At 69.5% G+C, this 24,693-nt stretch carries 13 protein-coding genes and 1 pseudogene; 5 read left to right on the forward strand and 9 right to left on the reverse strand.

Translation table 11 applies throughout. The features are described 5' to 3' along the window. Positions 1-54: 54 nt before the first annotated feature. Positions 55-1,815 (reverse strand): hypothetical protein, encoded by a 1,761-nt coding sequence (locus Vse01_RS14960; RefSeq protein WP_139233071.1) that lies wholly within the window; start codon positions 1,813-1,815, stop codon positions 55-57. Between the two features lie 136 nt (positions 1,816-1,951). Here Vse01_RS14960 and Vse01_RS29365 point away from each other — a divergent pair. Further along, positions 1,952-2,201, forward strand: a pseudogene (locus Vse01_RS29365) (transposase family protein); the annotation flags it as partial. Positions 2,202-2,422: 221 nt separating this feature from the next. On the opposite strand, the gene Vse01_RS14965 reads toward Vse01_RS29365, so the two are convergent. Then, a complete protein-coding gene (locus Vse01_RS14965) occupies positions 2,423-2,824 on the reverse strand; it encodes an Imm10 family immunity protein (protein ID WP_170863282.1) in 402 nt (133 codons plus the stop codon). After that, a complete protein-coding gene (locus tag Vse01_RS14970) occupies positions 2,821-10,611 on the reverse strand; it encodes a ricin-type beta-trefoil lectin domain protein (protein ID WP_093401673.1) in 7,791 nt (2,596 codons plus the stop codon). Before Vse01_RS14970 ends, Vse01_RS14965 begins: the two co-directional genes overlap by 4 nt. Positions 10,612-11,059: 448 nt before the next feature. Between Vse01_RS14970 and Vse01_RS14975 the strand changes: the two genes are divergently transcribed. The 3 genes from Vse01_RS14975 (at position 11,060) to Vse01_RS14985 (ending at position 17,005) form a co-directional block, all read left to right on the forward strand. Next, positions 11,060-14,248 (forward strand): DNRLRE domain-containing protein, encoded by a 3,189-nt coding sequence (locus Vse01_RS14975; RefSeq protein ID WP_093401674.1) that lies wholly within the window; start codon positions 11,060-11,062, stop codon positions 14,246-14,248. A 177-nt stretch (positions 14,249-14,425) separates the two neighbouring features. Continuing rightward, entirely contained in the window at positions 14,426-15,265 is an 840-nt protein-coding gene (locus Vse01_RS14980) for a YhjD/YihY/BrkB family envelope integrity protein (RefSeq protein ID WP_093401675.1), read from the forward strand. Between the two features lie 141 nt (positions 15,266-15,406). Then, complete coding sequence (locus Vse01_RS14985; protein ID WP_093401676.1) at positions 15,407-17,005, forward strand: phytoene desaturase family protein; 1,599 nt, start codon at positions 15,407-15,409, stop codon at positions 17,003-17,005. 45 nt (positions 17,006-17,050) lie between these two features. Here the strand turns inward: Vse01_RS14985 and Vse01_RS14990 are convergent, their stop codons facing one another. After that, on the reverse strand, positions 17,051-18,634 hold the full coding sequence (locus Vse01_RS14990; RefSeq protein ID WP_093401677.1) for a Rieske 2Fe-2S domain-containing protein: 1,584 nt from the start codon (positions 18,632-18,634) through the stop codon (positions 17,051-17,053). A gap of 190 nt (positions 18,635-18,824) precedes the next feature. Between Vse01_RS14990 and Vse01_RS14995 the strand changes: the two genes are divergently transcribed. After that, complete coding sequence (locus Vse01_RS14995; RefSeq protein WP_093401678.1) at positions 18,825-19,046, forward strand: DUF2631 domain-containing protein; 222 nt, start codon at positions 18,825-18,827, stop codon at positions 19,044-19,046. Positions 19,047-19,194: 148 nt separating this feature from the next. Here the strand turns inward: Vse01_RS14995 and Vse01_RS15000 are convergent, their stop codons facing one another. The 5 genes from Vse01_RS15000 to pyrH form a co-directional block, all read right to left on the reverse strand. Continuing rightward, positions 19,195-20,304, reverse strand: a complete 1,110-nt coding sequence (locus tag Vse01_RS15000) for a DivIVA domain-containing protein (RefSeq protein WP_093401679.1) — start codon at positions 20,302-20,304, stop codon at positions 19,195-19,197. Positions 20,305-20,335: 31 nt separating this feature from the next. After that, a complete protein-coding gene (gene rlmN / locus Vse01_RS15005) occupies positions 20,336-21,487 on the reverse strand; it encodes a dual-specificity RNA methyltransferase RlmN (protein WP_093401680.1) in 1,152 nt (383 codons plus the stop codon). A 104-nt stretch (positions 21,488-21,591) separates the two neighbouring features. After that, positions 21,592-22,878 carry a phosphatidate cytidylyltransferase gene (locus Vse01_RS15010; RefSeq protein WP_170863283.1) on the reverse strand — a complete coding sequence of 429 codons (1,287 nt, stop codon included), beginning with the start codon at positions 22,876-22,878 and terminating at the stop codon, positions 21,592-21,594. 280 nt (positions 22,879-23,158) lie between these two features. Next, positions 23,159-23,716 carry a ribosome recycling factor gene (frr, locus tag Vse01_RS15015; RefSeq protein ID WP_093402027.1) on the reverse strand — a complete coding sequence of 186 codons (558 nt, stop codon included), beginning with the start codon at positions 23,714-23,716 and terminating at the stop codon, positions 23,159-23,161. Positions 23,717-23,796: 80 nt separating this feature from the next. After that, on the reverse strand, positions 23,797-24,564 hold the full coding sequence (gene pyrH, locus Vse01_RS15020; RefSeq protein ID WP_093401681.1) for a UMP kinase: 768 nt from the start codon (positions 24,562-24,564) through the stop codon (positions 23,797-23,799). Between the last annotated feature and the right edge of the window lie 129 nt (positions 24,565-24,693).

The following is a 24,693-nucleotide window of genomic DNA, read 5'->3' on the forward strand; positions in this document are numbered from 1 at the left end:
CTGCCCCGCCCCCGGCGACCACCCGGGCACTTGCGGCCGTTGCGCACCACCCGATCAGGCGGTGCGCGGCGCGTCATTGGTCTCCGGCCACGGTGGGTCGGGTGGTGTCCACGGCGGTGTGCCTGCCGATGAGGAGCCTCGCCTCGGCACCCGGCGTACGGCGTAGCGGATGGCCCACGGGATGCCGACAACCATCACGACCACCGCGACGATCGGCACGACGGCCACCGCCGCACGTTGCGGAGGCCAACCGGTAAGCAGACGCAGCAGCAACGGCAGTGGCACCATCGCCCCAGCGAGGATGCCCGCGACGCAGATCCGGCCGGTCAGGGCCGGCAACGGCTCCGTGACGTTGGCGACGAGCACGGCGATGCCCGCCGGCACCGCCGTCATCCCCACGATCAGCGCCACCACGAGGACCGATCCCACTGCGTCGTCCGAGGTCACGCCACGCAATGCGTAGGGGACGTACAGGGCGAGCGCCAGGAGACCGAGTGCGCCACCAACGGCGGCAAGTGGAATCACGAACCAGCCGTGCCGCCACGCCAGCAACGTGGCGCAGCCGGCAAGCGCCACCAGGCTTCCCACCGCAACCGACAGCGGTACGGCGACCCGCAAGCCGACGGTGACGGTCGCCTCGGCGACACCCGGGACCGGTGTCGCAGGTTGCTCGTACCGGAAGCCGTCACCGGCAACTGTGCCGAACCCGATGCGCTCCCAGTGGCCGGCAGCGTCCCGTCGGGCAAAGCCGTCCCGACCGTTTGCCACCAGCACGACCACCCCACCGTCAGACTGATCGCGCACCAGCAACGCGCGGGACGACAGGTACTCGTCGGCATCACGCAAACCAGGTATTACCGTCGCCAGTCGCTGCCGGGCATCCTCGTCAATCTGCCAGGCGACGCGCCAGCTGGCCCCACCGTCCCGGCTCTCCTGCACCGCCAGGCGGCGCGGCACGATCCGGAAACAGTGCCCCGGATCCCGCGCCGAACAGTCCTCTCCCGACGCGACCGGCGGCGGCTGCTTCGAGAACAGCTCGTAGCCGCCCTCCGGCAGCTCCGAGAACGTCGGTCCGTCCTCCGCGCCGATCCACCACGTGTAGGGCTTCCGGGCATCGTGATAGGCGTTTCCGATGCCGACCACAGCGACGCCCTGCCACTCGTACAAGGCGACAGCGTCGTCGTACTGGGGAGCGGAGGTGGCCGCGACGCCCAGCCCGGCGATCGGCAACACCACCAGCACCGACACCATCCGCAGCCAGCGCGCCAGGGTCGGGCGGGCCGCCGCCGAACGCCACGTCCACCAGGCCAGGCCCAGCGCCGGCAACGCCAGCAGGTCCGTGCCGTCGGCCAGGATCACCGACGGTCCGTTCACCATGCTCCACACCGCGGACGCCGTGGCCGCCCCCTCCGGAGTGGCCTTCACCGCCGTGAATCCCACCCCAACGATGAAAAACGAGACGGCCGCCAGCAGGTCGGCAGGCGCGACGCCCGGCCCAGGACCAGGACCAGGACCAGGACCAGGACCAGGCCGAGCAACCCTGCCCGTACGCCGCAACACTGGCAGTCGACCGCACCCGGCCAGCAGCAGCACCAGTACGACGGCCAGCAGCGGTGGTGCCATCACCAGCCCAGCGGCGTCGCTGAGCTTTCCCGTCAGCCAGCCGGGATAGGCCGCCTTGAGCACGTGGTCGTTGAGGATCAGCAGCGCGGTGGCCGCCACCGTCACCGGATGAACCAGCCAGGTCAGGAAGCTGTCGATCAACCCGCCGCCCGAGCGACCCACACCTGGTCTGTGCTGCTGCGGCGTGTCCATGCTTCCCCCGTGATGCTGCGAGAACCTGCGCCCTTCACGGTCGACCCTGCGGATAACACTCCAGCCGCGCCCAAGCCTCAAACCCGCATCCATGTCAATCGTTCTAACTTGATCTTTAACCTTTGGCGGCTGGTGGGCCGACGGCGCCTGCCGCGGCAACCCCGACGTGATCATCCCCTACCGCAAACCCGCCGACGGCAGTGAACTACCCACTGGAAGAAAGACCTGAACAGACAACATCGCACACCGTCCGAGCGCAGGTCGAACACGCCCTGGCCAGCATGAAGAACTTCAAGATTTTCCGCGATTAACGCCGGGCCGCCCGCACATTGACCGACACCACATCCGGCATCGCCCACCTTCACAACATCATCCTCACCGGATGACACCCAGCACCCGTTACCCGGCAACGCCTCCACCGGTTACGAGACGTCCTTTAGCCCTGGCGGATTTGACCCTGGTAGTCGCACCGGAGAATCTAAAGGCAAGGATAATCCGGTGGCACATCAGGGACCAGTTTCACCTCTATAGGGTCCACCTTCCGAACACGCAATGCGACACCCGTCTAAGATGGCACCGCTGACAAGTCGCAGCTACGCATCAGAATTCAGAACCCGGTGAACGACGGCACTGAACTACTCCTCCCCCAGCTCAGCACTCGCCTGAGAGCATGCTTTATCGCCGCAAGCTGGTCCGCACCGACCGCCAGAACGATCTCAACCCGCTCACTCGTTCTCAAAAGGTCGGCATCGTCCGGCGCGAACGTGAGGATTAGCACATTTTCGTCGAACTCTGCCGCCCGCACTGGACCGTAGACAGTAGCGCCATTTTGGGTCGCCACACAGTAAGAGTCGAGCCCCATGTCGACCTCATCCTGGTCAACTTCATGCAGAGCGCACTGAAAGGAGAATCCAATGCCGGAAGGATCACCACCTTCCGCCATCCAGACATCTAGGAAGTCATCCTCCTCGTTCTCCTCGACACCTGCATCCCGGGCGGTAAATCTCACGACTTGCCCCTCCTGAACCAGACTCCTGACCCCTTAGGCCCGTCCCACATATAAGCAACGGAGGCACCTACCTCGTTCACGATCCTGTTCATAGCTCCACGGCATCGGTTGCAAGGAGGCAGTTGCCCCTCGATGACGATTAAATCACCTGGGGCTGCGCGCTTGAGACCAGCATAAGGGTCGTTGGGGATGCTGACTCGGCCGGCAGAGGCTCCGGACATCCGCGCCACCCGGTTCTCCGTATGCGTTGCCGCTTGTGTGTTGTAACCCCCGCCCAGCGCCGACTCTTCCGGAGTCGCCCTCCCGCTCCACACCGAGTATTCATCGAGAATCTCGCCGTCCGAGCCGTGCCGGGTCACGTCTGCGGTGTGACCCGGGGCGTTGTCACCACAGTTGTGGACAAGGACCGGCTGGTTACCGGCGGCTACATGGTACGTGTGGGTGTTAGCGACGGTGAGGTTGTGGACCGTGGCGCGGGGGACGCTCCAGCGCTCGATGGCGGTGATCTGAACGTACGTGCCGGCGCTGGTTTGTAGCCACTGCCCCGGCTGGAGGTCGGTGGCGTCGATCCACTCACCCAGCTCTGGTACCCAGAACGGGTGGCCGTCGGTGGCGGTGACCTCGGCGGTTTCACTGCCCTGGTCGTCTTCGGGATCAATGGTGACCTTCACCAGATGCTTGATACCGTCGCCGGTGATCGTGGCGGTGACGGTATCCACCTCGGTACGACCGGTCTCCGGATCGGTGACTACCACCTTATCGCCAGGCTCGACATCCTCAATTGCCTTGGTTGAGCCGTCGGCCATCAGAACCCGCGTACCCGGGATGAAGCTGTTGCGAATGGGGCAGGATTCACCGTTCGACGAACTGGCATCACTGCCGCTGGAGCCGCCGTTGCTGCGGTTGGAGGCACCCGACGAGCCGCCCGGCTTCGAGTCGCCCTTGCCGCTGCCTCCGCCGCCGCCCTTGCCGCCGGCGCCGCCGGAGGCTGCCGACGAGCCCTTCGGGTTGGACTTGGCCTGAGCTTCCTTCTGCGGGCCGTTACCCGTCTTCTTCGCCGACTGGGTCGCCTTGTTGCTTGTCGAGTTGACCTTGTCGGCGGCCTTCTTCTTTGCTGCCTGGGCGGCCTTCTTGGCCCGTTCGATGGCGAGCTTCTTCGCCTGCAACGCGGCGGCCTCGGCAGCTCGTGCCGCCGCCAGCACCGCCTCGGCGGCCCGTTTCGCCGCCTGCCATGCCTGGATCGCGTTGATCGTACGGTTGACCGCCCGGATCACCGCTGGGATCTTGGCGACCTTGGTCCAGGGGATCGCGTTGAGGATGAGGCTGCCGCACGCCCACATGTCACCGCCGAAGCAGTTCAGGGCGTCGTTGATGCCGATGAACTCCTTGAGGATGTACCACGCCGAATCCAGGATGACCGAAATCAGCGAGCGGCCCATGTTGGCCTGCGCCTGAGCGATCATCGCCGACGACAGACCTGCACCGGCCAGCGCCGCCGCCGTCTCCGACGCGGTCAACGCCACCGACAGGCCCGACGGGTCGGAGTGGGTGACCGGGTTGTTGTGGGCGTACGTGAAGCCGTTGTTCTGCACCGGGTCGGTCAGGTCCAGCACCGGGTCCGCGGAGAGGAACCGACCCACCTCCGGGTCGTACAGCCGGGCACCCAACGGCACGAAGCCGGAGGTGTCGTCGCGGACCGCACCGAGGAAGCCCCGGTTGGTCTGCAGATTGGCCGGCGTGTCGGCGATCCGCTGGTTGCCGAACGGATCCTGCTTACGGATCCGGATCTGCATCCCGTCGGCGAGGGCCACCTCGGCGGACGGGCTGCCCTGATGGTCGCTGGCGACGGCCACCAGGTTGGATCCGGTGCTGGTGCCGTAGGCGTACCGCGTCACCATCCCGCCTGGCGTGGCGTAGCTCCGCTGGGTGTTGAGCAGCATCCCGCCGCTCTGCACGGAAACCTGGGCCTCGCCGAGGTCGAGGGTGGCCTGCTGACCCTGGATCTTCAGCAGGCGGGTGCCGCCCGGCCCGTAGATGTGCCGCGTCTCGTCCTGTGCCTCCCACAGCTGCTCGGGAGCACCACCGGCGCAGGCCGCGAGCACGATCGGCGTTGAGTCGGCGATGGCTGCGTCCTGCACCGCCAGGCACAGGCCGGAGGCGGGATGCTTCAACTGCCCCGTCGAAAGCCGCTCCAGCTGCTGCGCCGCCGTGCCGTCACACCGTTGCAGGCGCAGCGCCGACCCGGCGGTGGTGCCGGCCGGCTGGGCGCACCAGGAGTCGAATATCGACAGGGTGCCCAGGTTGGCGTTGGTCTGCTCCGGTGCCGGGACGAAGGCCCACTTCTGCGCGATTGTCGCGTTGCACGTGTACAGCTGGATGGGTCGGTTCGGCTCGGCCAGGCTGGAACTCAGGTCTATGCACTTGCTCGCCAGACCCATGTACGAAGTGCGGCCCTTGGTGCCGGAGCCGGTGATCCGCTCGACCTGGCCGTCGTACGTCCAGGACAGCTCCTGCTGGTCCCCGTTGCGGGTGGAGGTGACCGACTTCGTCTCGCCGGTCAGCTCGTACAGCCGCTTCGCCTCGGAGACGATGGCCGCGCCCTGCGGCGTGGTGTAGGTCTTGGTGACGGCGTCGAGGGTGCGCGGCTGGTCACCCTCCTCGGTGCCGTAGCCGTACCCGTAGGTGGTCTCGATCGGGCCGGTGGAGGTGCGGCCGGTCAGGTCCCGCTCGACCAGCTTGGTGCGGTTGCCGAGCAGGTCGTACTCGTACTCCTGCCAGTAGCCGGTGCCGTCGACACCCGCCGCCGCGTTCGGGGCCGTCGCGGTGCCCGGACCGGCGCTGCACGACGCCTGGTCCTGCGATGTCCAGGCGTTGCGGAGCTGGCCGAGCGGGTCGTAGGTGAAGCACTGCCGCTCGGCGATGGTGGTGGCGTGTTCCCGGATCGAGGTGACGTTGCCGGCGTCGTCGTAGCCGTAGGAACGGTTCGAGACGAGATGGTTGCCGGTGACCTCGCGGAACACCTGCTGCCGGGTGAGGGCGCCGCTGGCGTCGTCGTACGAGGCCATGGTCCACACCCGGTACGGGTGCGCGCCCAGGGTGGAGCGCAGCACCTGCCCGTACGGCGAGTAGACCGTCTCGGAGCCGTACCAGTCCTTGCCGGACACCGACAGCGGCAGGCCGTCCCTGGTGTACCGGACCAGCAGCTTCTCGCTGGGCAGCGAGCCGACCGCCGGCAGCGTCGCCGACTCGGTCAGACCGGTGTCGGTGTACGTGTAGTCGTAGCGGTACTCCTGGTTCAGACCCCAGGTGCTGGCGATCGACTCCGGCAGCGTCAGCGTGGTCGAGGTCGGCTGGTAGTCCTCGGTGTAGCCGCCGACCGACTGGGTGTACGGCAGGCCGTCGGTGTACCGGGTCGACGTCGCCGGCAGACCCTTGCCGCCGGCCACCGTGTCATAGGTGTACTCGGCCAGCAGTTCACCGCCGCTGCCACCGAGCCGCTGCTGGGTGGGGCGGGACAGTTCGTCGTACCCGTTCCACACCGTGATGCCACGGGCGTTGGTGGTGGTCAGCGGCCGGTCCCGGTGGTCGTACGTCATGGTGGTGGCGCCGGTGTCCGGGTCGGTGGTCCGGGTCAGCCGGCCGCGCTGGTCGTACGTCCAGGTCCACGGGACCGGGTTCGCCGAGTGGGTGGCCTCGGCGAGCTGCCCGCGCGCGTCGTACTCGTAGCGCATCGAGGTGAAGTCGGTGCGGGCGGCGTCGCGGAAGGTGTCGACCCGCGTGGTGCGGCCGAGGCCGTCGGTGTGGAGGCGGTACGAGGCCGCGCCCGCCGGGTTGATGACTGTGGAGTGGTCGAGGCCGTAGCTGTACCGGGTGGCGCGGCTCGGGTACTCCGTGCCGTTGAGCAGTGGCAGTTCCTCGACCACCCGGCCGAGGCCGTCGTAGGTGTAGCGGGTGGCGTTGGGCACCACCGTGTCCGACTCGGGCGTGAAGAGCCGGCCGATCGGCGAGCCCTCGGCGAAGTAGGCGTTGTTGGTCTGCCAGACCTCGCCGGCCGAGTTGTAGAGCGTGTCGGTGATCAGCCGTCCGCCACCGGTCGCCTCCACCTGGGACTGCCGTTCCCGGCCGAGTCCGTCGTAGATGGTGACCGAGGTCTGGATCCGGTCCTCGTGGCCCCGGGCGAAGGTGGTGACGTACGGCGGCTTGCGGATGCTCTCGCCGGGGTTCTCCGGGTCGGGCACGATCGCCGGGAGGGCGTACTCGGCACGGAAGTCGGGCACCAGGGCCGGTGACGGGGTACGCCCCGCGCCCCACGCCTTGACGAGGCGGCCGAGGGCGTCGTACTCGGCGTGGCTGACCTGGTTGTTCGGGTCGGTGGTCTTCAGGGTGACCGCGCGGCCCGGATCCAGTTCCCGGGTCTGCTTGTGCCCGAGGGAGTTCTCCTCGCTCACCGCGTACGCCTGGCCGCTGGCCGGGGTGTAGGTGATCCGGGAGACCTTGTTGTCCGGGTCGGTTCGGGTCAGCACCCGGCCGATGGCGTCGAAGGTGGTGGTGCCGTCGTTCTGGAAGCCGGAGCCGTCCGCCTTCAGCGACCAGGTCTGGGTGGCCAGGCCCCGGGTGTTGCTCGGCAGGGCGGCACCGTAGGCGGCGCCGTCGTAGCCGACCCGGCCGGCGGAGGAGAGCGTCGTCAGGTCGTCGAAGTCGGCGGCGGCACAGGTCGTCGGGCTGCTGCGGATCTGCCTGGTGAGGCCGATGAGGTTCTTGTCGGTGCGGTGCGTGTACTCGACGAACGTGCAGGATTCGTCACCGGACTTGCCGGTGTCACCGAGTGACTCGATCCGCTCCGGCAGGCCGTGGGTGCTCTCGTAGGTGGTCTTGGTTTCCACCGTGCGCAGCGTTCGGGTGTCGTCGCCGGTGCCGGAGGACCGGGACACCGCCTTCTGCCGCGTGTCGGTGACCCGCCACGCCTTCAACGGGTCGAGCCCGTCGTCGCGGTCGCGGGAGGCGAGTTCGGTCGCCGTGGGGTAGGTGACGCTGCGGGTGAGCCAGTTGGCGTCCGGGTCGCTGGCCTTGGCGTACGTCAACTCCTCGGCGACCCGGCCGGCGAACGGCTCCCGGTCCTTGGCGATCTCCTCGCCGGTGCCCACGTTGTCCTTGACGGACACGCTGTCGCCCATGCCCCGGAAGTAGCGGGTGACCGACTTGGTCTGCTCGCTGCCCAGCTCCGCGATAGGCGGCCCGGTGAGGACGGTGACCTGCTCGAAGCCGGCGAACTGGGAGTAGGTGCGGCGGGACTTCTTGCTGAACTCCGGCTCGGCGAGCCGCCAGCCGGCGTTGTCGTACGCGTACGTGGTGAGGGTGGAGGAGGCGGCGCCGTCGATGGCGGGCAGTTCCTCGACGGACTCCACCACGTACTTGTGGAACCAGTCGATGACGTCGTCCTTGGCCGGATCCGGGTGCCAGAAGTTCGGGAAGCAGAGCCGGGTGTTGGACTTCAGCTCGGCGGTGTCGTCCTTGCCGGGCAGGCCGGAGCCGGTGGCGCAGGAGCCGGTGGGTTGCTTGTAGGTGACGACGGTCTCGCCGCCATACTCGTTGATCACACGCGCGATGCGCAGCCGGGAGAAGCTGGGGCGGTTGTCGTTGCGCACCCGGTTGGGCATGTCCTCCGGGTTGTGGGCGAACCGCACCGGGTTGAGCGCGACCTTGTCGCCGTCGACGCCGTACCCGGTCCGCTGGATCGACTCCAGCCAGAGCGCGGTGTTGGGGCCGGTCAGCAGGGTCGGGAAGGACTGGGTGAGCTGGTACTCGTCGACCTTCTGCAAACTGGTGGAGCCGCTGCGCCGCTGCGCAAAAGTGGTGATCTTGTCGAGGCGCTTGCGGGTGAAGAACGACGGTGAGGCGTTCCAGCACTTCCGGCCCGAGATGCAGTTCAGGTCGGCCGGGGTGTCGTACCAGATGCGGTAGTCGTGCGGGATCTGGCTGTTGAAGTTCGACTCGGAGCAGGTCTGGGAGCCCTCGGCGAAGCAGCGCTCCGCCACATCGAAGCTGACCCGGGCCAGCGGCGCGGCGCCGTAGACGTTGTTGCTGCGCTGCCCGTAGTCGATGCGGGTCAGGTAGCCGCCACGGTCGTACTTCACCGGGGACTTGAAGTTGAAGTTCCGCGCGTAGCGGTTCTCCTCCTTGGCCCACCACAGGCTCATCACGTTGCCGTGGATGTCCTCAACGTAGTCCAGCGACCACCGCCACGCCTGTGTGCAGGCCGAGTCGGCCCAGTCGCCGGCCTGGTAGCAGTCCTCACCGGAGTGGTTGCCGTAGACCGGTGCGGTAAGCACCGAGTTGGTGACCGGCTGACCCGCGGTCCAGCCGGGCAGCCGGTGCCGGCCGAAGTGGTAGCGGGTGCCGTCCCTGGTGGTGACCACCCAGTACTCACCGTCGGCGTCGCCGTTGTCCAGGCCGGTGTCCTTGAGCAGCTGCACCTTTGACCCGTCGCCGTTGGCGGTGGTCCAGGTCCCGGTGCTGTCGTCCCGAACCAGCTCGGTGGTCATCCCGCCGAGGGAGAGGGTGGCGTTCTTCGACCCCCAGCAGAGGTCAGCGGTCCGGTGTTCGCTGTTGTTCGAGCCGGGCTTCTTGGAGTCCTGCCGACAGTTGACGTAGGTGCGGGTGATCGCGCCGGCCGCGTAGTCCCAGCCGTCGCCGATCCAGGAGGCCTGGTTGTTGGTGGCCGAGGTACGCCCGTCCACCGACTGCGACGAGTACGACAGCGCCACCTTCGGCATCAGGCCGCCGGCCGTCTCGGGCACCTGCACCTGGTACGAGTAGGTGAACGCGCCCGAGGAGGAACCCGCCGCCCAGGATCCGGAGAACAGCAGCGGGGTTGCGGTGAAGTCGCCGGCAGCCGACGCGCCGGTGTCGAGCACGCCGACGACGTTGGCGTCCGCCGCGCTGGACTGGGCCCCGAACGCGGATCGGCCGGCGACCGCGCCGTCGGTCCCGACCAGCGACCCGACCGGCACGCTGCCGGTGACGATCCGGCGGTCGCCGGCCCCCTCGTCGACGCCCGCGATCGCGGCGCTGCGGGCCGACGCCCCGGCGACCGGGAGGATCTCCACCTCACTGGAGACGACCTGGCCGGTGACACCGGCCGGTTCGGTGGACTGGACGCCCGCGCCACCGTCGGCGCAGTCGCCGCCGTCCGGGTCGTCGAAGACGCAGTCCGGCAGCAGGACGACGCCGAACCGGTCGGCGGCCTGTGGGCCGTAGAAGTCGGCGAAGGGCGTGTAGTCGACGCTGAGGGCGACCTCGGCCGTGGGGTCCGCGGTGGCCGGCGGGGTGATCTTCATGATCAGGCCGGCGACCCCGACGTCGTGCGAGGCCTCGGGGGCGGCCAGATCCACCGCCCAGGTGCCGGCGAGGGCGGCAGGGTCACCGCCTTCCGGTACGCCGAGGGCGACCGGCAGGTCGTCGACCGGCAACGCCTCACCTGCGGCGACCCCGGTCAGGTCCACCGTGCCGCTGTCCTCGTCCCAGGCGTCCACCGCGGACGGCTCGTACGGGTCGAGTGGCTCCGGCTCGTCGGTGAGCAGGTCGGTCACGGCCTGCTCGTTGGGCGCGATCTGCTCCACCTCCGGGATCTCCGGAAGTTCGATCGCGCCACGGCTCATGCCCGGGCCGGGAACGGCGAAAGCCGGGGCGGGCAGGGCCGTGACCGTCATGGTCATGGACAGCGCCAGGATGAACGCCGTACGGGCGGGACGCCCCCGCCGCCGGGCCAGCAAACCGGTACCAGGCATGCGCGTCGACTCCCACCCAGGCGTGAAGACGAAAAGGAGGTTCGCGGGAAGAACCGCGAGGGACACGTGCCGGATCGGCACGTGCGTGAGCACTCTCCGTCAGGGCAGGTCAGAGCTCAAGGTTGCATAGAGTGATCTTCGATGTATGGATGTGATCCACGCCACACCACTATTGCCGCGTAAGACCGCAGGCCAGGGAGATCTTGGCCAAGAAGCTAATTCGACTATGTCCGACAAGCGACGTCGGCAAACCCACTCACACAAGATCGAATTCTGGCGTACCGGTCAATGATCAGAAAGTGAACATCACGAATCGGTAACGTTGACGGGATAGACGAGATGCCCTGGTGACGTGCGATCGTGTGCCCGCGTTTCTGCCCCTCGGCCCGGCTGACGGGGCGGGTTTCGCGTTCCTTCCTGTCCGCCCGGCCCACGGGAGTAGACCGCCGTGACAGCGCCTCGCCTGCTCAGCCCGTTCATGCGTACGCGCACCCGGCTGATCTGCACCATGGGTCTCCTGCTGGTCGCCGTCATCGCGGCATCCCTGCCGTGGTGGCCGGGAATCGACCGAGGCGACAGTCGGCCGGAGGTCGTCACCGAGGCCGCCCCGGCGTCGAAGCCGCCGCGCGACGAGGCGACCGCGATGGCCGAGGCGCTCCGCACGGGTACCGAGGTGCTCGTCGAGACCGCCACCACGGCCACGTCGCTCACCTGGGCGTTGCCGGCCGGGCAGTGGCGCACCACCACCCACGCCGTCCCCCAGCGGGCCAAGGACGCCACCGGGCAGTGGGCGCCGATCGACCTCACCTTGACCCACGATGCCGACGCACCGGACGGCCTCGGCGTCCGCCCGGTCAACCCGCCCACCCCGGTGCGGTTCTTCGGCGGTGCGACGCGACCCGACGCCACGCCGTCCACGAGCCCTCCCGCCCAGTCGATGCGCCTGGTCGCCCGCACCGAAGTGGACACACCCCTCGCCCAGGTCGAAATCGGCGGTCACACCGTCACCTACCTGTGGCCCGGTGAGCTGCCGGAGCCGGTGCTCGACGGCCCGCGCCTGCTCTATCCCGAGGTCCGGCCCGGCGTCGATCTGCTGGTGGTCGCCCGCGACGAGGGCGGATTCGGGCAGCTGCTGATCGTCAAGAACCGGGACAGCGCCACCATCGAGGCGGTCCGGTCCCTCACCTACGGCCTGCGATCCCCGACGGCGACCTTCCGCCACGACCAGGAGACCGGCGGCGTGCAGATTCTCGACGCCGCGAGCCAGGTCGAGATCGGCTCGATGCCCACCCCGTTCGCCTGGGACTCCGCCGGCCAGGACCCGGCGTCGCCCCAGCCGGCCCTACGCACCGCCGTCGCCACCACCGCCGACGTGCTGAACCTCTCCGGGCTGAACGGGGTCGAGGCGGGCGCCCGGCACGCTCCGATGCCCACCAGCCTCGACGGCGACGGCAGCGGTGACGTACGACTGCGCCTGGACGTCGCCGCCACCGGCCTGCTCACCGACGCGGACGCGATGTTTCCACTCTTCCTCGACCCGACGTTGCGCAGCGGCACGCTGGCCTGGGCGACGGTCTACAAGCAGCACCCGAGCACCAACACCTGGAACGGCACCAACTTCAACTCCGGCAGCACCGACGCCCGGGTCGGCTACGAGGAGCGGACTCCGCTGACCGCCCGCTCCTTCTGGCGGATGGGCTTCAAGAGCAGCATGAAGGGTGCGACGGTCAGCTCGGCCACGTTCAAGGTGTTCAACAACCACTCCTGGAACTGCACCGCGCGCCAGATGGAGGTGTGGCGCACCGGCTCGATCTCCTCCGCCACCACCTGGAAGAAGCAGCCGAGCTGGGTCGAGGTGCAGCAGAAGAAGTCGTTCGCCTTCGGCTACGGAAGCAGCTGCGCCGACGACTACGTCAGCTTCGACGTGAAGAAGATCGCCCAGAACGGCGCCGACGGCGGTTGGTCGAACGTGACCCTCGGCATGCAGGCGACGAGCGAAGGCGACACGCTGACCTGGCGCAGGTTCAAGGTCAGCAGCACCGAGCTGACGGTTGTCTACAACACTCCGCCGAAGGAACCGACGGGCGGCAAGAGCACGCCCGGCGGCACCTGCGTACCCGGCCCCGGCGGCGGTGTCACGGTCGCCAGGACCAATCTGACGCTGTACGCCAAGGCCACCGACCCGGACAACAACCTGAAGGCGCTCCGCTTCCGCTTCTGGAAGACCGGCTCGACCGTCCCGTCGGGCACCCTGGTCACCGCTCGCAGCGATGGCAGCGCGGAGCTCCTGGTGCCGTCCAGCAGCCTGGAGGACAAGACCACCTACTCCTGGGACGTACGCGCCGAGGACGAGTCAAATGCCTCGTCGAGCTACTTCCCGCCCGGCACCGAACCCTGCCGACTGACCATCGACGCCTCGGCGCCCCCTGCCCCCACCGTGACGAGTGAGGTGTTCCCGGAGGCCACCCCCGACGGCGCAACCTGGGCAAGCGTGTCGTTCGGCGGAACCGGTTCGATCACCTTCAGTGCCACGGGCGCGACCCGGTTCACCTACGCCTTCGAGGCCATCAACACCCAGTCCGTGGATGCCGTCAACGGCACCGCCACGGTGCCGGACCTCGCACCACGGCACGCCGGTCCCACGACCCTGCACGTGTACGCCTACGACGCGGTCGGTAACCGCAGCGCCAGGACGGACTACGCCATCTACGTGCCGCCGCGCGCCGCCGGTGACGGCCCCGGCGACACCGGCGGCGACGGCATACCCGACCTGATCCTCGTTGACAACGAGGGCAAGCTGCGCACGTACGCGGGCGACCGCGAGCCCGAAGGGACCGGACCCAACAACGGCGAGTTGTACGGCTGGTTGTACTCCTCGTACGACAGCGCCGGCACGCTGAACCCGCCCGGCCACTGGTGGAACCCGACCACCGGCCAGGCCGCTCTGATCACCAAGCACTCCGATGCGTACCCGGGTGACGGCATCACCGACCTGTTCGCCCGTACCCCCGACGGCGGTTTCTGGCTCTATCCCGGTGACGGGTACGGCAGCTTCAACGTGGACCACCGGCTCCGCGTCATGCTCCCGGCCAACGCGCCGAACCCGTCGACCTGGACCCAGATCAAGGCGGTCGGCGACATCACCGGCGACAAACGGCCCGACCTGGCGCTACGCTCCGGCCCGGAGTTCTGGGTGCTGTCCGGGTACACCGGGGCCGCGTTCCAGGAAGCGACCCTGATGAACCACGACGCCTGGGCACGCCGCGACGTCGTCAACATCATCGACATCGACATCGACGGAACGCCCGACCTGCTCTGGCGCAACCTGGACAACGGCAACATGTACGTCCGGCACGGTCTGCCCGGTGGGGTGTCCGGCAGCGTCAGCCTCGACTCGCTGAAGCTGGCCAACAACTCCCGCGACGGTGACGTTCGTTACGGCAATTCGTGGACCGAGGCGGCCATCGGCGTCGTCATCAGCATTCCCGACGTCAACCGCGACGGGGTGCCCGACATGTGGGTCCGGTACGAGTCGAACGGCAACATGCACATCTACCACCCGTCGAAGACCGACACAGGGCAATCGAAGAAGGTCGTCCTCTCCGCCGACTGGCGACTGTACCGGGCATTCGGCTGACCGAACCGAACGGCGACGGGCCTGAGCAGCCGCATCCCTGCCAGGCCCGTCGCCGGGCGCCTTCTCACTACCTCACGACCCGGTCCACCGAACAGACCCGACCGCTGATCCGTCGGCCGGGTGCGACCCGCGCAACGGGGACGGTTGCCAGCGGGGATGACGGGGAAATGAAGCGCGATGGGCGGTGCGTGGGAGCGGACGAAGCGGATCACCAGGGGTGCGTTCCGCCCGGTCCGTGGCCGGGATCTGTCGCTGCACGCCGCCGCGATCACGTTCTACGGTGCGATCGCCGTGGTGCCGGTGGCCCTGCTGGCGATCTGGCTCACCTCGCTGCTGGCGGGGGCGTCCCAGGTTCGGCGGCTCACCGGGTACGCCGTGGAGGCCCTGCCGGACGCGATCGGTGCGCCGCACGCGGTGGCCGCGTTGGTCGAGGCGGGGGTCGGCCTGACGCCGTGGCTGGCGCTGGCCGCGCTGCTGCCGGCGTCGCTGTACGGCGAAGGGCTGCGCCGGGCGTTCGTCTCGGTCGCCGCGCCCCGCTCCGACGAACACCTGGTCGGCTGGCGGGGCCGGCTGTTGCTGCTGCCGCTGCTGGCGCCGGCCCCGGCGCTGCTGCTGTCGATCCTGCTGGCCCTGCCGACCACCACCGGGCTGGTCCGGCGCGGCGGTTGGGCCGGCGCGCTCGGGGTGGTGCTGTCGTTCCTGGCCGTGTGGCTGGTGCTCACGCCGGTGCTGATGTGGGTGTTCCGGGTGGTCGGCCCAGCCTCGCCGGACTGGCTCTCCACGCTGGGGATGGGCTCGTTCACCGCGGCGAACCTGTCCGGCTTCCTGCACGGTTTCGTGCTCTTCGCCTCGTTGCCACTGGACCTGGGCGTGCCCTTCGGCGGGCTGGACGAGGTGGGTTCCGCAGTGGCGATCCTGCTCTGGCTCTACCTGTTCCACGTGATCGTGCTGGCCGGCTACTCCGCCACCCTGGCCCTCTCCGCCTGGCGCACCCGCCGCCAACCCGCTCAATCATGACCCGCCCCACCCCCACCCCCGCCCCTGACCCCACGATCTTGCACTTTTGGTCGGCGATATGTCGCTTTGACACCTCTTGCCCGGGCAGAAAGTGCAAGATCGCGGGGGTGGGTGTGGGGTGGCAAGGGTTAGGGTGCGGGGATGAGGGGTGGTGAGGTGCCGGGGCGGGCTGACGTGGTGATCGTCGGGTCTGGGCACAACGGGTTGGTGTCGGCGATCCTGCTGGCCCGGACCGGGTTGGACGTGCTGGTGCTGGAGGCCGCCGAGGTGATCGGCGGGGCGACCCGCACCGAGAATCCGTTCCCCAAGGTGCCGGGGCTGCGTCACTCCACCGGGTCGTACCTGCTCGGGCTGATGCCGCCGGAGCTGCTGGCCGCGCTCGACGTCCGCATCCCGGTGCTGCGCCGCGACCCGCACTACTTCCTGCCCACCCCCGGCGGAGTCGGCTCGCCCTACCTGCTCTTCGGCACCGACACGGAGGCCACCCGGGCACAGCTCGCCGAATTCTTCTCCCCCGCCGACGCCGCCGCCGACGAGGCGTTGCAGGGCGAGCTGGCCGCGTTACGCGAGGACCTCGCCCCGGCCTGGCTGGCCGAGCCACTCAGCGTCGAGGAGACCGCCGAACGCCACGTCCGTCCCGCGCTGCGCCAGGTCTTCATCGACCTGGTACGCGGCTCCGTCGCCGACTACCTGGCCCGCTTCGACTTCCGCTCCGAGCTGCTGGTCAGCATGTACGCGGTCACCGACGGCCTGTCCGGGCTCAACGCCGGCCCCGACGACCCCGGCACCGGGCACAACTTCCTGGTGCACAACATGTGCCGGCTGCCCGGTTCGGGCGGCACCTGGATGATCGCCGAAGGCGGCATGGGCACCGTCTCGCGGATCTTCGCCGACGCGGCCCGGGCTTCCGGCGCCCGGATCGTCACCGGCGCCCCGGTCGCCGCGATCACCCTCGACGGAGGTGCCGCCCGGGGCGTGGTGCTCGCCGACGGCCGCCAGGTCGACGCCGAGGTGGTGCTCGGCGCCTGCGACCCGTACCGGCTGATGGAGCTGCTGCCCGACGGCGCGCTGCCGACCACGCTCAGCGGACGGATGGCGGCGGTCCAGCGCACCGGCAGCACCCTCAAGCTGAACCTGGCGCTGCGTGACCTGCCCCGCTTCTCCTGCCTGCCCGAGGACGCGCCGAGCCCGTTCGGCTCCACCATCCACCTGCTGCCCGGCTCGGCGACACTGGCCGGCGGCACCGGCGAGTCACCGATGGCGGCGCTGCGCGCCATGTGGGCGGACGTGCGGGCCGGCCGACTGCCGCAGGAGCCGACCATCGAGTGGTACCTGCACACCACCGTCGACCCGTCGCTGGCCGACCCGGCCGGGCACCACTCGTCGGCACTGTTCGTGCAGTCGGTGCCGTACGAGTTGGCCGGCACCACCTGGGACGCGGAGCTGCCCGGCTACGTCGACCGGCTGGTCGGGATCTGCGAGCGGTACGCCCCCGGCACCGGCGACCTGATCGCCGACGCGGTGCCGCTGCCGCCACCCGGCATCGAGGCGCACTTCGGCATCACCGGCGGGCACATCCACCACGTCGACAACACCGTCTCGTTCGCCGACCGGATGCCCTACGCCACCGGCGTGGACGGGGTGTACGCGGGCAGCGCCGGCTGTCACCCCGCCGGCAGCGTCATCGGTGCCGCCGGCCACAACGCCGCCCAGCGCATCCTCGCCGACCTCGGCCGGTAGGCGACGCGTCGGCGTCCCCGGGCGGGGACGCCGAGGCGGACGGGCTCAGCTCGCCGGTGGGGCGGCCTCCGCGACCGCGACCTCCTCGCCGACCCGGTGGGCGCGGACCTTATGACCGACGCTGGTCAGGCAGCGCCCGCTGGGCAGGTCGAACCGCCAACCGTGCAGCTGACAGGTGAGCTGGTCGCCGTCGACGATGCCGAACCGGCTCAGGTCCGCCTTCAGGTGGGGGCAACGGCGCTGCACCACCCAGTCGCCGATGGTGATGTCCTCGGCGTCCACCGCCCGCTCGTGCTCGTCGTACCAGCCCTCGGCGTACTGGAGTCGCTCGGTGGAGAGGCACTTGAAGAAGGCGTACACGAACTCGTTGTACTGCCCGATCCGGGCGGCGGAGAAGCGGCAGGACAGGAAGAGCGAGTTGACCCAGTCCACCTCGCCGATGTGCAGCAGGTGCTCCACAAGCGCCCGCTCGGTACGGAACCGGTAACGCACCTTCTCGTCGGCGTACGGCCGCACCTGCTTGCCGGGGAAGTCGACCACGATCGACTCGATGCTCTCGCCGTCGTAGCCGACCAGGTCGAAGCGGACCGGACCGCCGACCCCCTTGGCCAGGTAGATCGACTCGTCGAGCAGCGGTTCGATGCGCCGCTTCAGCTCCTTGAGCACGTCCACCTCGGGGTGCCGCCAGGACGCCTTCTCCGCCTCGATGATGGGCCGCTTACGCTCCCGCATCTCCTCCAGGTGGGCGACCTTGTTGGCGAAGAACTCCTCCACCGGCATCGGGTGGGTGGTCGTGGCCCCGGTGGTGGTGACCTCGGTGACGCTGCCCGGCAGCAGCACGATGCCGTTGGTGCCGCCGACCTTGGCGTACTCGGACAGGAAGACCGACTGGTCGGGGAAGATGTTCCCCTCGTCGCCGAAGATGTCGTTGAACTGCCACAGCTCGTCGTCGAGGAAACACGGCGGGCCGGCGATCGGGAAGACGTGATCGGCCTTGAGGTCGTCGATGTAACGCCAGGTACGGTCGAACTGCCGATCGCGCTTCTGCTTGCCGAAGGCGGTCTTCGCCGCGTTCGGCAGCTCGTAGACCATCGGATACCAGATCGCGCCGGAGAACTGGAGCAGGTGCGCGTGCACGTGGCCCAGCTCGGCGAAGGTGCTCAGGTCGGTCGGGCGGGCGTCGTTCTGGTTGAGCAGCCGGACGCCGTCGTACTCCACCCAGAGCGAGGAGTCACCGATCGGACCGTCGGTCGGGCTGGTCAGCGCCTGGATCATGACCTTGAGGCCGCCGTCCAGCTCGACGACCTCCTCGTTGCGGGTCTTCAGGAAGTTCGTGAAGCCCAGCTCGCGGAACTCGTCCTCCATCTCGGAGGTGGGGAACTCGGGCAGCAGCACGGTCGCCTTCTTCGACACGTACCGCTTGAGGTGCGCCGCGTCGAAGTGGTCCCGGTGCAGGTGGGAGACGTACAGATAGTCGACGTCACCGAGGGTCTCCCAGTCGAGCTGCGAGTTGTCGGGGAACGGGAACCAGGAGGCGAAGTAGGCCGGATTGACCCACGGGTCGCACAGGATGCTGCCCGCGGGCGTGTCGATCCGCATGCTGGCGTGCCCCGTACCGGTCACTCGCACCGCAGTTCCCCCTCAAAAAGACAATCAAGGTGTACGCCCCAGAACGCTACCGGAGGCAGTCTGGTCCCCGCCCCGCGACGCCGGTAGTGCCATTCCATCCACCGGAGCGGGGCCCATCGGCCCTGGCCGGAAACCGTCGCGGGGGACGTGCCAGACTAGCCGGAGATCCGTTCGCGAGGAAGGACCGACAGTGGCAGGCAGCGAGCCGGTAACGTCGCCAGACCAGCACAAGCCCGGGCACCGTAAGGCCGGGCGGATCGGCGCGGTGCTCACCGCGTTCGCGCTGCTGGCCATGCTCTGCGGCAACCACGAGGGCAGGGTCGAGAACCTCTGGCTGATCGGCCTGGCCGCGCTGCTGCTGCTCATCGTGATCGGTGACGTGGTGCTGCGCCGCAACGGCCTGCGCTCCTGACGATCTGTTCAGCCGCAACGGCCCGCGCTGCTGAGCGACCGGGCCCGGCGCGACGACTTGGCGGCCGACCGCCGCACCCATCTGGGCGAGCAAGCGCGAGGGCCCGCTCTCCGGTTTCCGGAGGCGGGCCCTCGCGCATCGCTGTCGGTCAGCGGCCGAAGAGGATGTCCTGCACGTTCTTCAGCGCGGCGTCGACCTCGGCCTCGAAGTAGCCGCCCTGCACCAGCCCGAAGCGGAGCGTGTCCAGGTCCTTCGGGTTCACCGGCATCTGGTTGCGCCCGGCCATCCCGCCGAGCAGCGACTCGAAGAACCGGTCCACCTGGTCCGGGTCGTACCCGCTGCCGAAGCGACGGACCTGGAAGCTACGTCGAATCTGGTCCACCCGGTAGAGGTCACTGCCGGGTGGGCCGGCCATCGGAGGCCCACCCATTGCGGGACCGGCCATCGCGGGCGGGCCGCCCATCGCCGGAGGGCCACCCATCGGAGGCCCGCCGAGCGCCTGCTGCGGCAGGCCGGGCGGTCCCGCCGGGCCACGCCGGGGGTCCCGGTCCGGCAGCCTGATCTCGGCGGTCATGTCCGTACGGCCGTGCCGACCCGCCTCGAACCCGTCGAAGCGCTGGTCGTCCGGCGGACCGTAGCCGCCGGGACCGTCCGGCGGACCGTAGCCACCCGGCGCGTCCGGCGGACCGTAACCGCCGGGGCCGGCAGGCAGTCCACGCGGCGGGGGCCCACCGTGACCCATGCCGCCGGGAGGCCCCATCGGCGCGCCCGGCCCCATCGGCGCGGCAGCGCCGCGCGGGCCGTCGTAACCACCCCGGGGAGCGTTGTCGTACCCACCGGCGAAAGCGCCCGTCGGCTCGTCGTAGCGGCCATAGGGCGGGCCGGCCTGCGCCGGCATCGTCCGGGGCGGCATCGGCGGCTGCGGCACCGGGGACATGCCGCGGTCCTCGCGCATGCCGGGGCCCATCCGCTCCATCGGGCCCATCCGGCCATCGCCGCGACCGGACACGCCGCCGCGCTCCTCCAGCTCCGCCAACTGCCGTTCGACCCGGTCGAGGTGCAGGTCGACCTGCCACTCGTCATAGCCGTTGAAGCGAACCCGGAAGACGACGTCGTGGACCTCCTGCGAGGCCACCGGCGCTCCGACCGGCTGCCCGGCGAGTGTCGCCTCGACCCGGTCCAGGAAGGCGTCCACCTCGTCAACCTTGTATCCCCGGCGGAGCGCCTTACGCCGGAAACGCTGACCCTGACTCGCCACTATGTCTCCTGGTCTCGTTCGCCACGCCCGGTCACGCCGTCATCTCCCCGGCCGGGTCGGTGCCACTGTCCTCCGCGGCGGCCAGCTGCCCACACGCTCCGTCGATCTCGCGACCCCTGGTGTCCCGCACCGTGGTGGACACCCCGGCGTCGCGCAACCGCCGGACGAACTCCCGCTCGACCGGCTTCGGGCTGGCGTCCCAGCGGCTGCCCGGAGTCGGGTTGAGCGGGATCAGGTTCACGTGGGCCAACTTGCCGGCCAGCAGCCGGCCGAGCAGGTCAGCTCGCCACGGCTGGTCGTTCACGTCCTTGATCATCGCGTACTCGATCGACACACGACGGCCCGTGCGGGCCGCGTAGGCCCAGGCGGCGTCCAGCACCTCGCACACCTTCCAGCGCTGGTTGACCGGCACGAGTTCGTCGCGCAGCTCATCATCGGGGGCATGCAGCGACAACGCAAGAGTCACGGAGAGGTCTTCGCTGGCCAGTCGGTGGATGGCCGGCACCAGCCCAACCGTGGAAACGGTGATGTGCCGCTGTGACAGGCCGAGCCCCTCGGGCGGCGGCGCGACCAGGCGGCGGATCGCGGCGATCACCCGGTTGTAGTTCGCCAGCGGCTCCCCCATGCCCATGAAGACCACGTGCGACAGCCTCGGCGGTGACCCCGCGACCTTGCCGGAGGCGGCCACGCCCGCCAGGTAGACCGCCTGGTCGACGATCTCGGCGGTGGAGAGGTTGCGGGTCAGGCCGGCCTGACCGGTCGCGCAGAACGGGCACGCCATGCCGCACCCGGCCTGGCTGGAGATGCAGACGGTGACCCGGTCCGGGTAGCCCATCAGCACGCTCTCCACCAGCGAGCCGTCGTGCAACCGCCACAACGCCTTGCGGGTCGCGCCGTCGTCGCAGGCCAGCTCGCGGACCGGGGTGAGCAGCCGGGGCAGCAGCTGGTCGGCGAGGCGGTCGCGGGACGACGCCGGCAGATCGGTCATCTGCGCGGGGTCGCGGACCAGCCGGCCGAAATAGTGGGTGGAGACCTGCCGGGCCCGGAACGCCGACTCGCCCAGCTTCGTGACCAGGTCCTTCCGGCCGTCGAGGTCGAGGTCGGCGAGGTGTTGCGGTGGCATCGCCGCCCGACGCGCGCCAGGCGCGTCCGGGTCGACCGGCATCAGGGGAAGACTCGTCATAGCACGTCCAGTCTGGCACGCCCGGCTCGGAACGCACTCCTGCGGAGGTGCCGGATCCGCTCCCGCCTCGTCCGTGCCCCGGTCCCGCCGGCGTGGGCCATGCCTCAGTTCACCGCCGGAACGAAGACCACGAGCAGCAGGTACGCCGTCGGCACCGCGAACAGCACGGAGTCGAGCCGGTCCATCAGGCCGCCGTGACCGGGCAGCAGGTTGCTCATGTCCTTCACGCCGAGATCCCGTTTGATCATCGACTCGGCGAGGTCACCGAGGACCGCGGCGCCGGAGACCGCCATCCCGAACACGGCACCCCACCAGGGCGCCACGTCGAACAGCAGCCAGAGCAGTACGGCGCTGCCCAACGCCGCCGCGCCGACCGAGCCGGCAAAGCCCTCCCAGGACTTCTTCGGGCTGATCGTCGGGGCCATCGGCCGCTTGCCGAAGTTGGCGCCGGCCGCGTACCCACCGGTGTCGGAGAGCACCACCGCGACCAACGTCACCAGCACCCGCAGGGCACCGTCACCGGGAGACGACGCGAGCAGGGCGGCAAAACCGCCGAGGAACGGTACGTACACCGAGATCAGGGTCGCGGCGGTCATGTCCCGCCGGAGGTTGGCCGTACCGTCGCCGAGCCGCCAGACCAGGGTGCCCGCCACGGTGACCAGGAGGCCGAGCAGGAGCGCGTCCAGCCCGGCGAACCAGGCCAGGGTGACGGTGAGCACCCCACCGGCGACCAGCGGCACCAGCGGTACCTCGGCGCCGCCACGACGCACCGCGCGGGACATCTCCCAGATGCCGACGCCGAACGCTGCGGCGAGCACCAGCAGGAACGCCGGGGTGTAGAGGAACAGGGGCAGCAGGACCGCCGCGCCCAGGCCCACGCCGACCGAGATGGCCGCCGGCAGGTTCCGCCCGGCTCGGCTCGCGCCCGGCTGGGTGGCCGGTCGGCCGGCACCGGCCCGACGGCGGCCCCGGTGGCGCCGACCCGGGGCGTCCGGCCCGTCGGGCTCTGCTGTCCCGGGGCCTGCGTCCTCGGACGGCACTGCCGCGAGTTGGGTGGTGGGCGCGTCGTCATGGTCCCGCACCGGCGTCAGCTGGGTGGTGGGCGCCTCGTCATGGTCCCGACCGGCACCCACCCGCACCGGCGCGATCTGCGCGGTGGGCGCGTCGCCGTGGTCGAGGTCGTGGACTCCGTTGCGCCCGTGCGGTGGCTGGTCCCAGCTGGTGGGTCCGCGCCCGTTGCGGCCTTCCTGGGCCGGCCGGTCGCCGACGTACCGGCCGCGGCCCCACGGACCGGGTTCCACGTCCGGGTCCGGCCAGGGCAGCGCGGTGGGTCGGTCCGGGCGATCCCAGTCACGGGCGTCGGCGCCGCCGTAGGGGTCGAGGTGGGACATCACGCACCAGGGGGAAGCGGTACGAGATCCACCACTTGACGCACAGCCACTACCATCCCCTACCCGCGCGAGGCGCTCCGTCTGATGTGCCGGCCTGTCGGCTGGCCGATCCCCACCGTTCACCGTCGGGTCACCGGGAATCGTGCCGAGCCTACTGCACCCGTCCGCCCGGCAGGACGTACCGGTATCCGCTCCCACCTCCTTGATCATGAAGTTGTCACCACGCCACGCCGGTGGCGGGGACAACAACTTCATGATCAAGGAGGTGGTGACCTCGGCGTCAGACTTCCAGGAGTTCGGACTCCTTGTGCTTGACCAACTCGTCGACGTGCGACACGTAGCGCTGGGTCAGGTCGTCCAGTTCCTTCTCCGCGCGACGGCCCTCGTCCTCGCCGACCTCGCCGTCCTTGACGAGCCGGTCCAGCTCTTCCTTGCCCTTGCGGCGGATGTTGCGGATGGCGACCTTCGCCTCCTCACCCTTGTGCCGGGCCACCTTGATCATGTCGCGACGGCGTTCCTCGGTCATCTGCGGGAGCAGGATGCGCAGCTGGTTGCCCTCGTTGTTCGGGTTGACCCCGAGGTCCGAGTCGCGGATCGCCTTCTCCATCGCGTTGATCTGCGAGTTGTCGTACGGCTTGATGATGGCCATGCGCGGCTCGGGCACGGCCACCGACGCCATCTGCGTCAGCGGGGTCGGGCTGCCGTAGTAGTCGATGATGACCTTGGAGAACATGGCTGGAGTCGCGCGACCGGTGCGGATGGCGCCGAACTCCTCCTTGGCGTGCTCGACCGCACGCTCCATCTTCTCCTCGGCCTCGAGGAGGGTGTCGTCGATCACCGGTCTCCTCGCCTCCTTCTTGTGCTCGTCGTGGGCTTGTCGGGTCACCGGGACCGCCGAAATCGCCGTCGGCGGTCGGCTCAGGTGGTGATCAGCGTGCCGATCTTGTCGCCACCCACGGCCCGGACGATCGTGTCGTCGCCCTGCGCGCCGAAGACCAGCATCGGCAGGCCGTTCTCCATGCAGAGGCTGAAGGCGGCCGCGTCGGCGACCCGGAGGTTGCGACGCAGCACCTCGGAGAAGGTGATCGAGTCGAACTTGCTGGCGGTCGGATCGATCCGGGGATCGGCCGTGTAGACGCCGTCCACGCCGTTCTTGCTCATCAGCACGACGTCCGCGTGGATCTCCAGCGCGCGCTGGGCGGCCACCGTGTCGGTGGAGAAGTACGGCATGCCCGCGCCGGCGCCGAAGATGACCACGCGGCCCTTCTCCAGGTGCCGGATCGCCCGCAGCGGGATGTACGGCTCGGCCACCTGGGCCATCGTGATGGCGCTCTGCACCCGGGTCTCGATGCCCTCCTTCTCCAGGAAGTCCTGGAGGGCCAGGCAGTTCATCACCGTGCCGAGCATGCCCATGTAGTCCGCCCGGGCGCGGTCCATGCCCCGCTTCTGCAACTCCGCGCCACGGAAGAAATTGCCGCCGCCGACCACCACGGAGACCTGCACACCGCGGCGTACCACGGTGGCGATCTGCCGGGCGATGGCCTGCACCACGTCCGGGTCGACGCCGATGGCGCCACCACCGAACACCTCGCCGGACAGCTTCAACACCACCCGCCGGGCCCGGCCGGGCGGTGGTGCCGTCGGATCGTCCGCCGCCAACGTCCGGTCACTCACAACCTGCGTCATCCGCCCGTCCTTCCCCCACTGGCGCGCTCGGGTGCGCGTACCTGCCGCTGCCGACCTTATGGGACGAGGAGGCCGCGGTGTGTGTCGCGTACACCGGCGGCCTCCTCGTCTCGTCGTTGCTCCCAGCCC

Origin of the sequence: Micromonospora sediminimaris (genome assembly GCF_016863575.1) — a bacterium.
GTDB classification, from domain to species: Bacteria; Actinomycetota; Actinomycetes; order Mycobacteriales; family Micromonosporaceae; genus Micromonospora; species Micromonospora sediminimaris.

What these genes read in the sequence shown, in the direction of transcription:
- Vse01_RS14960 (WP_139233071.1), bottom strand. Translation starts at nt 1,815, where the DNA reads ATGGACACGCCGCAGCAGCACAGACCAGGTGTGGGTCGCTCGGGCGGC.
- Vse01_RS14970 (WP_093401673.1), bottom strand. Translation starts at nt 10,611, where the DNA reads ATGCCTGGTACCGGTTTGCTGGCCCGGCGGCGGGGGCGTCCCGCCCGT.
- Vse01_RS14980 (WP_093401675.1), top strand. Translation starts at nt 14,426, where the DNA reads ATGGGCGGTGCGTGGGAGCGGACGAAGCGGATCACCAGGGGTGCGTTC.
- Vse01_RS14985 (WP_093401676.1), top strand. Translation starts at nt 15,407, where the DNA reads ATGAGGGGTGGTGAGGTGCCGGGGCGGGCTGACGTGGTGATCGTCGGG.
- rlmN (WP_093401680.1), bottom strand. Translation starts at nt 21,487, where the DNA reads ATGACGAGTCTTCCCCTGATGCCGGTCGACCCGGACGCGCCTGGCGCG.
- Vse01_RS15010 (WP_170863283.1), bottom strand. Translation starts at nt 22,878, where the DNA reads ATGTCCCACCTCGACCCCTACGGCGGCGCCGACGCCCGTGACTGGGAT.
- pyrH (WP_093401681.1), bottom strand. Translation starts at nt 24,564, where the DNA reads ATGACGCAGGTTGTGAGTGACCGGACGTTGGCGGCGGACGATCCGACG.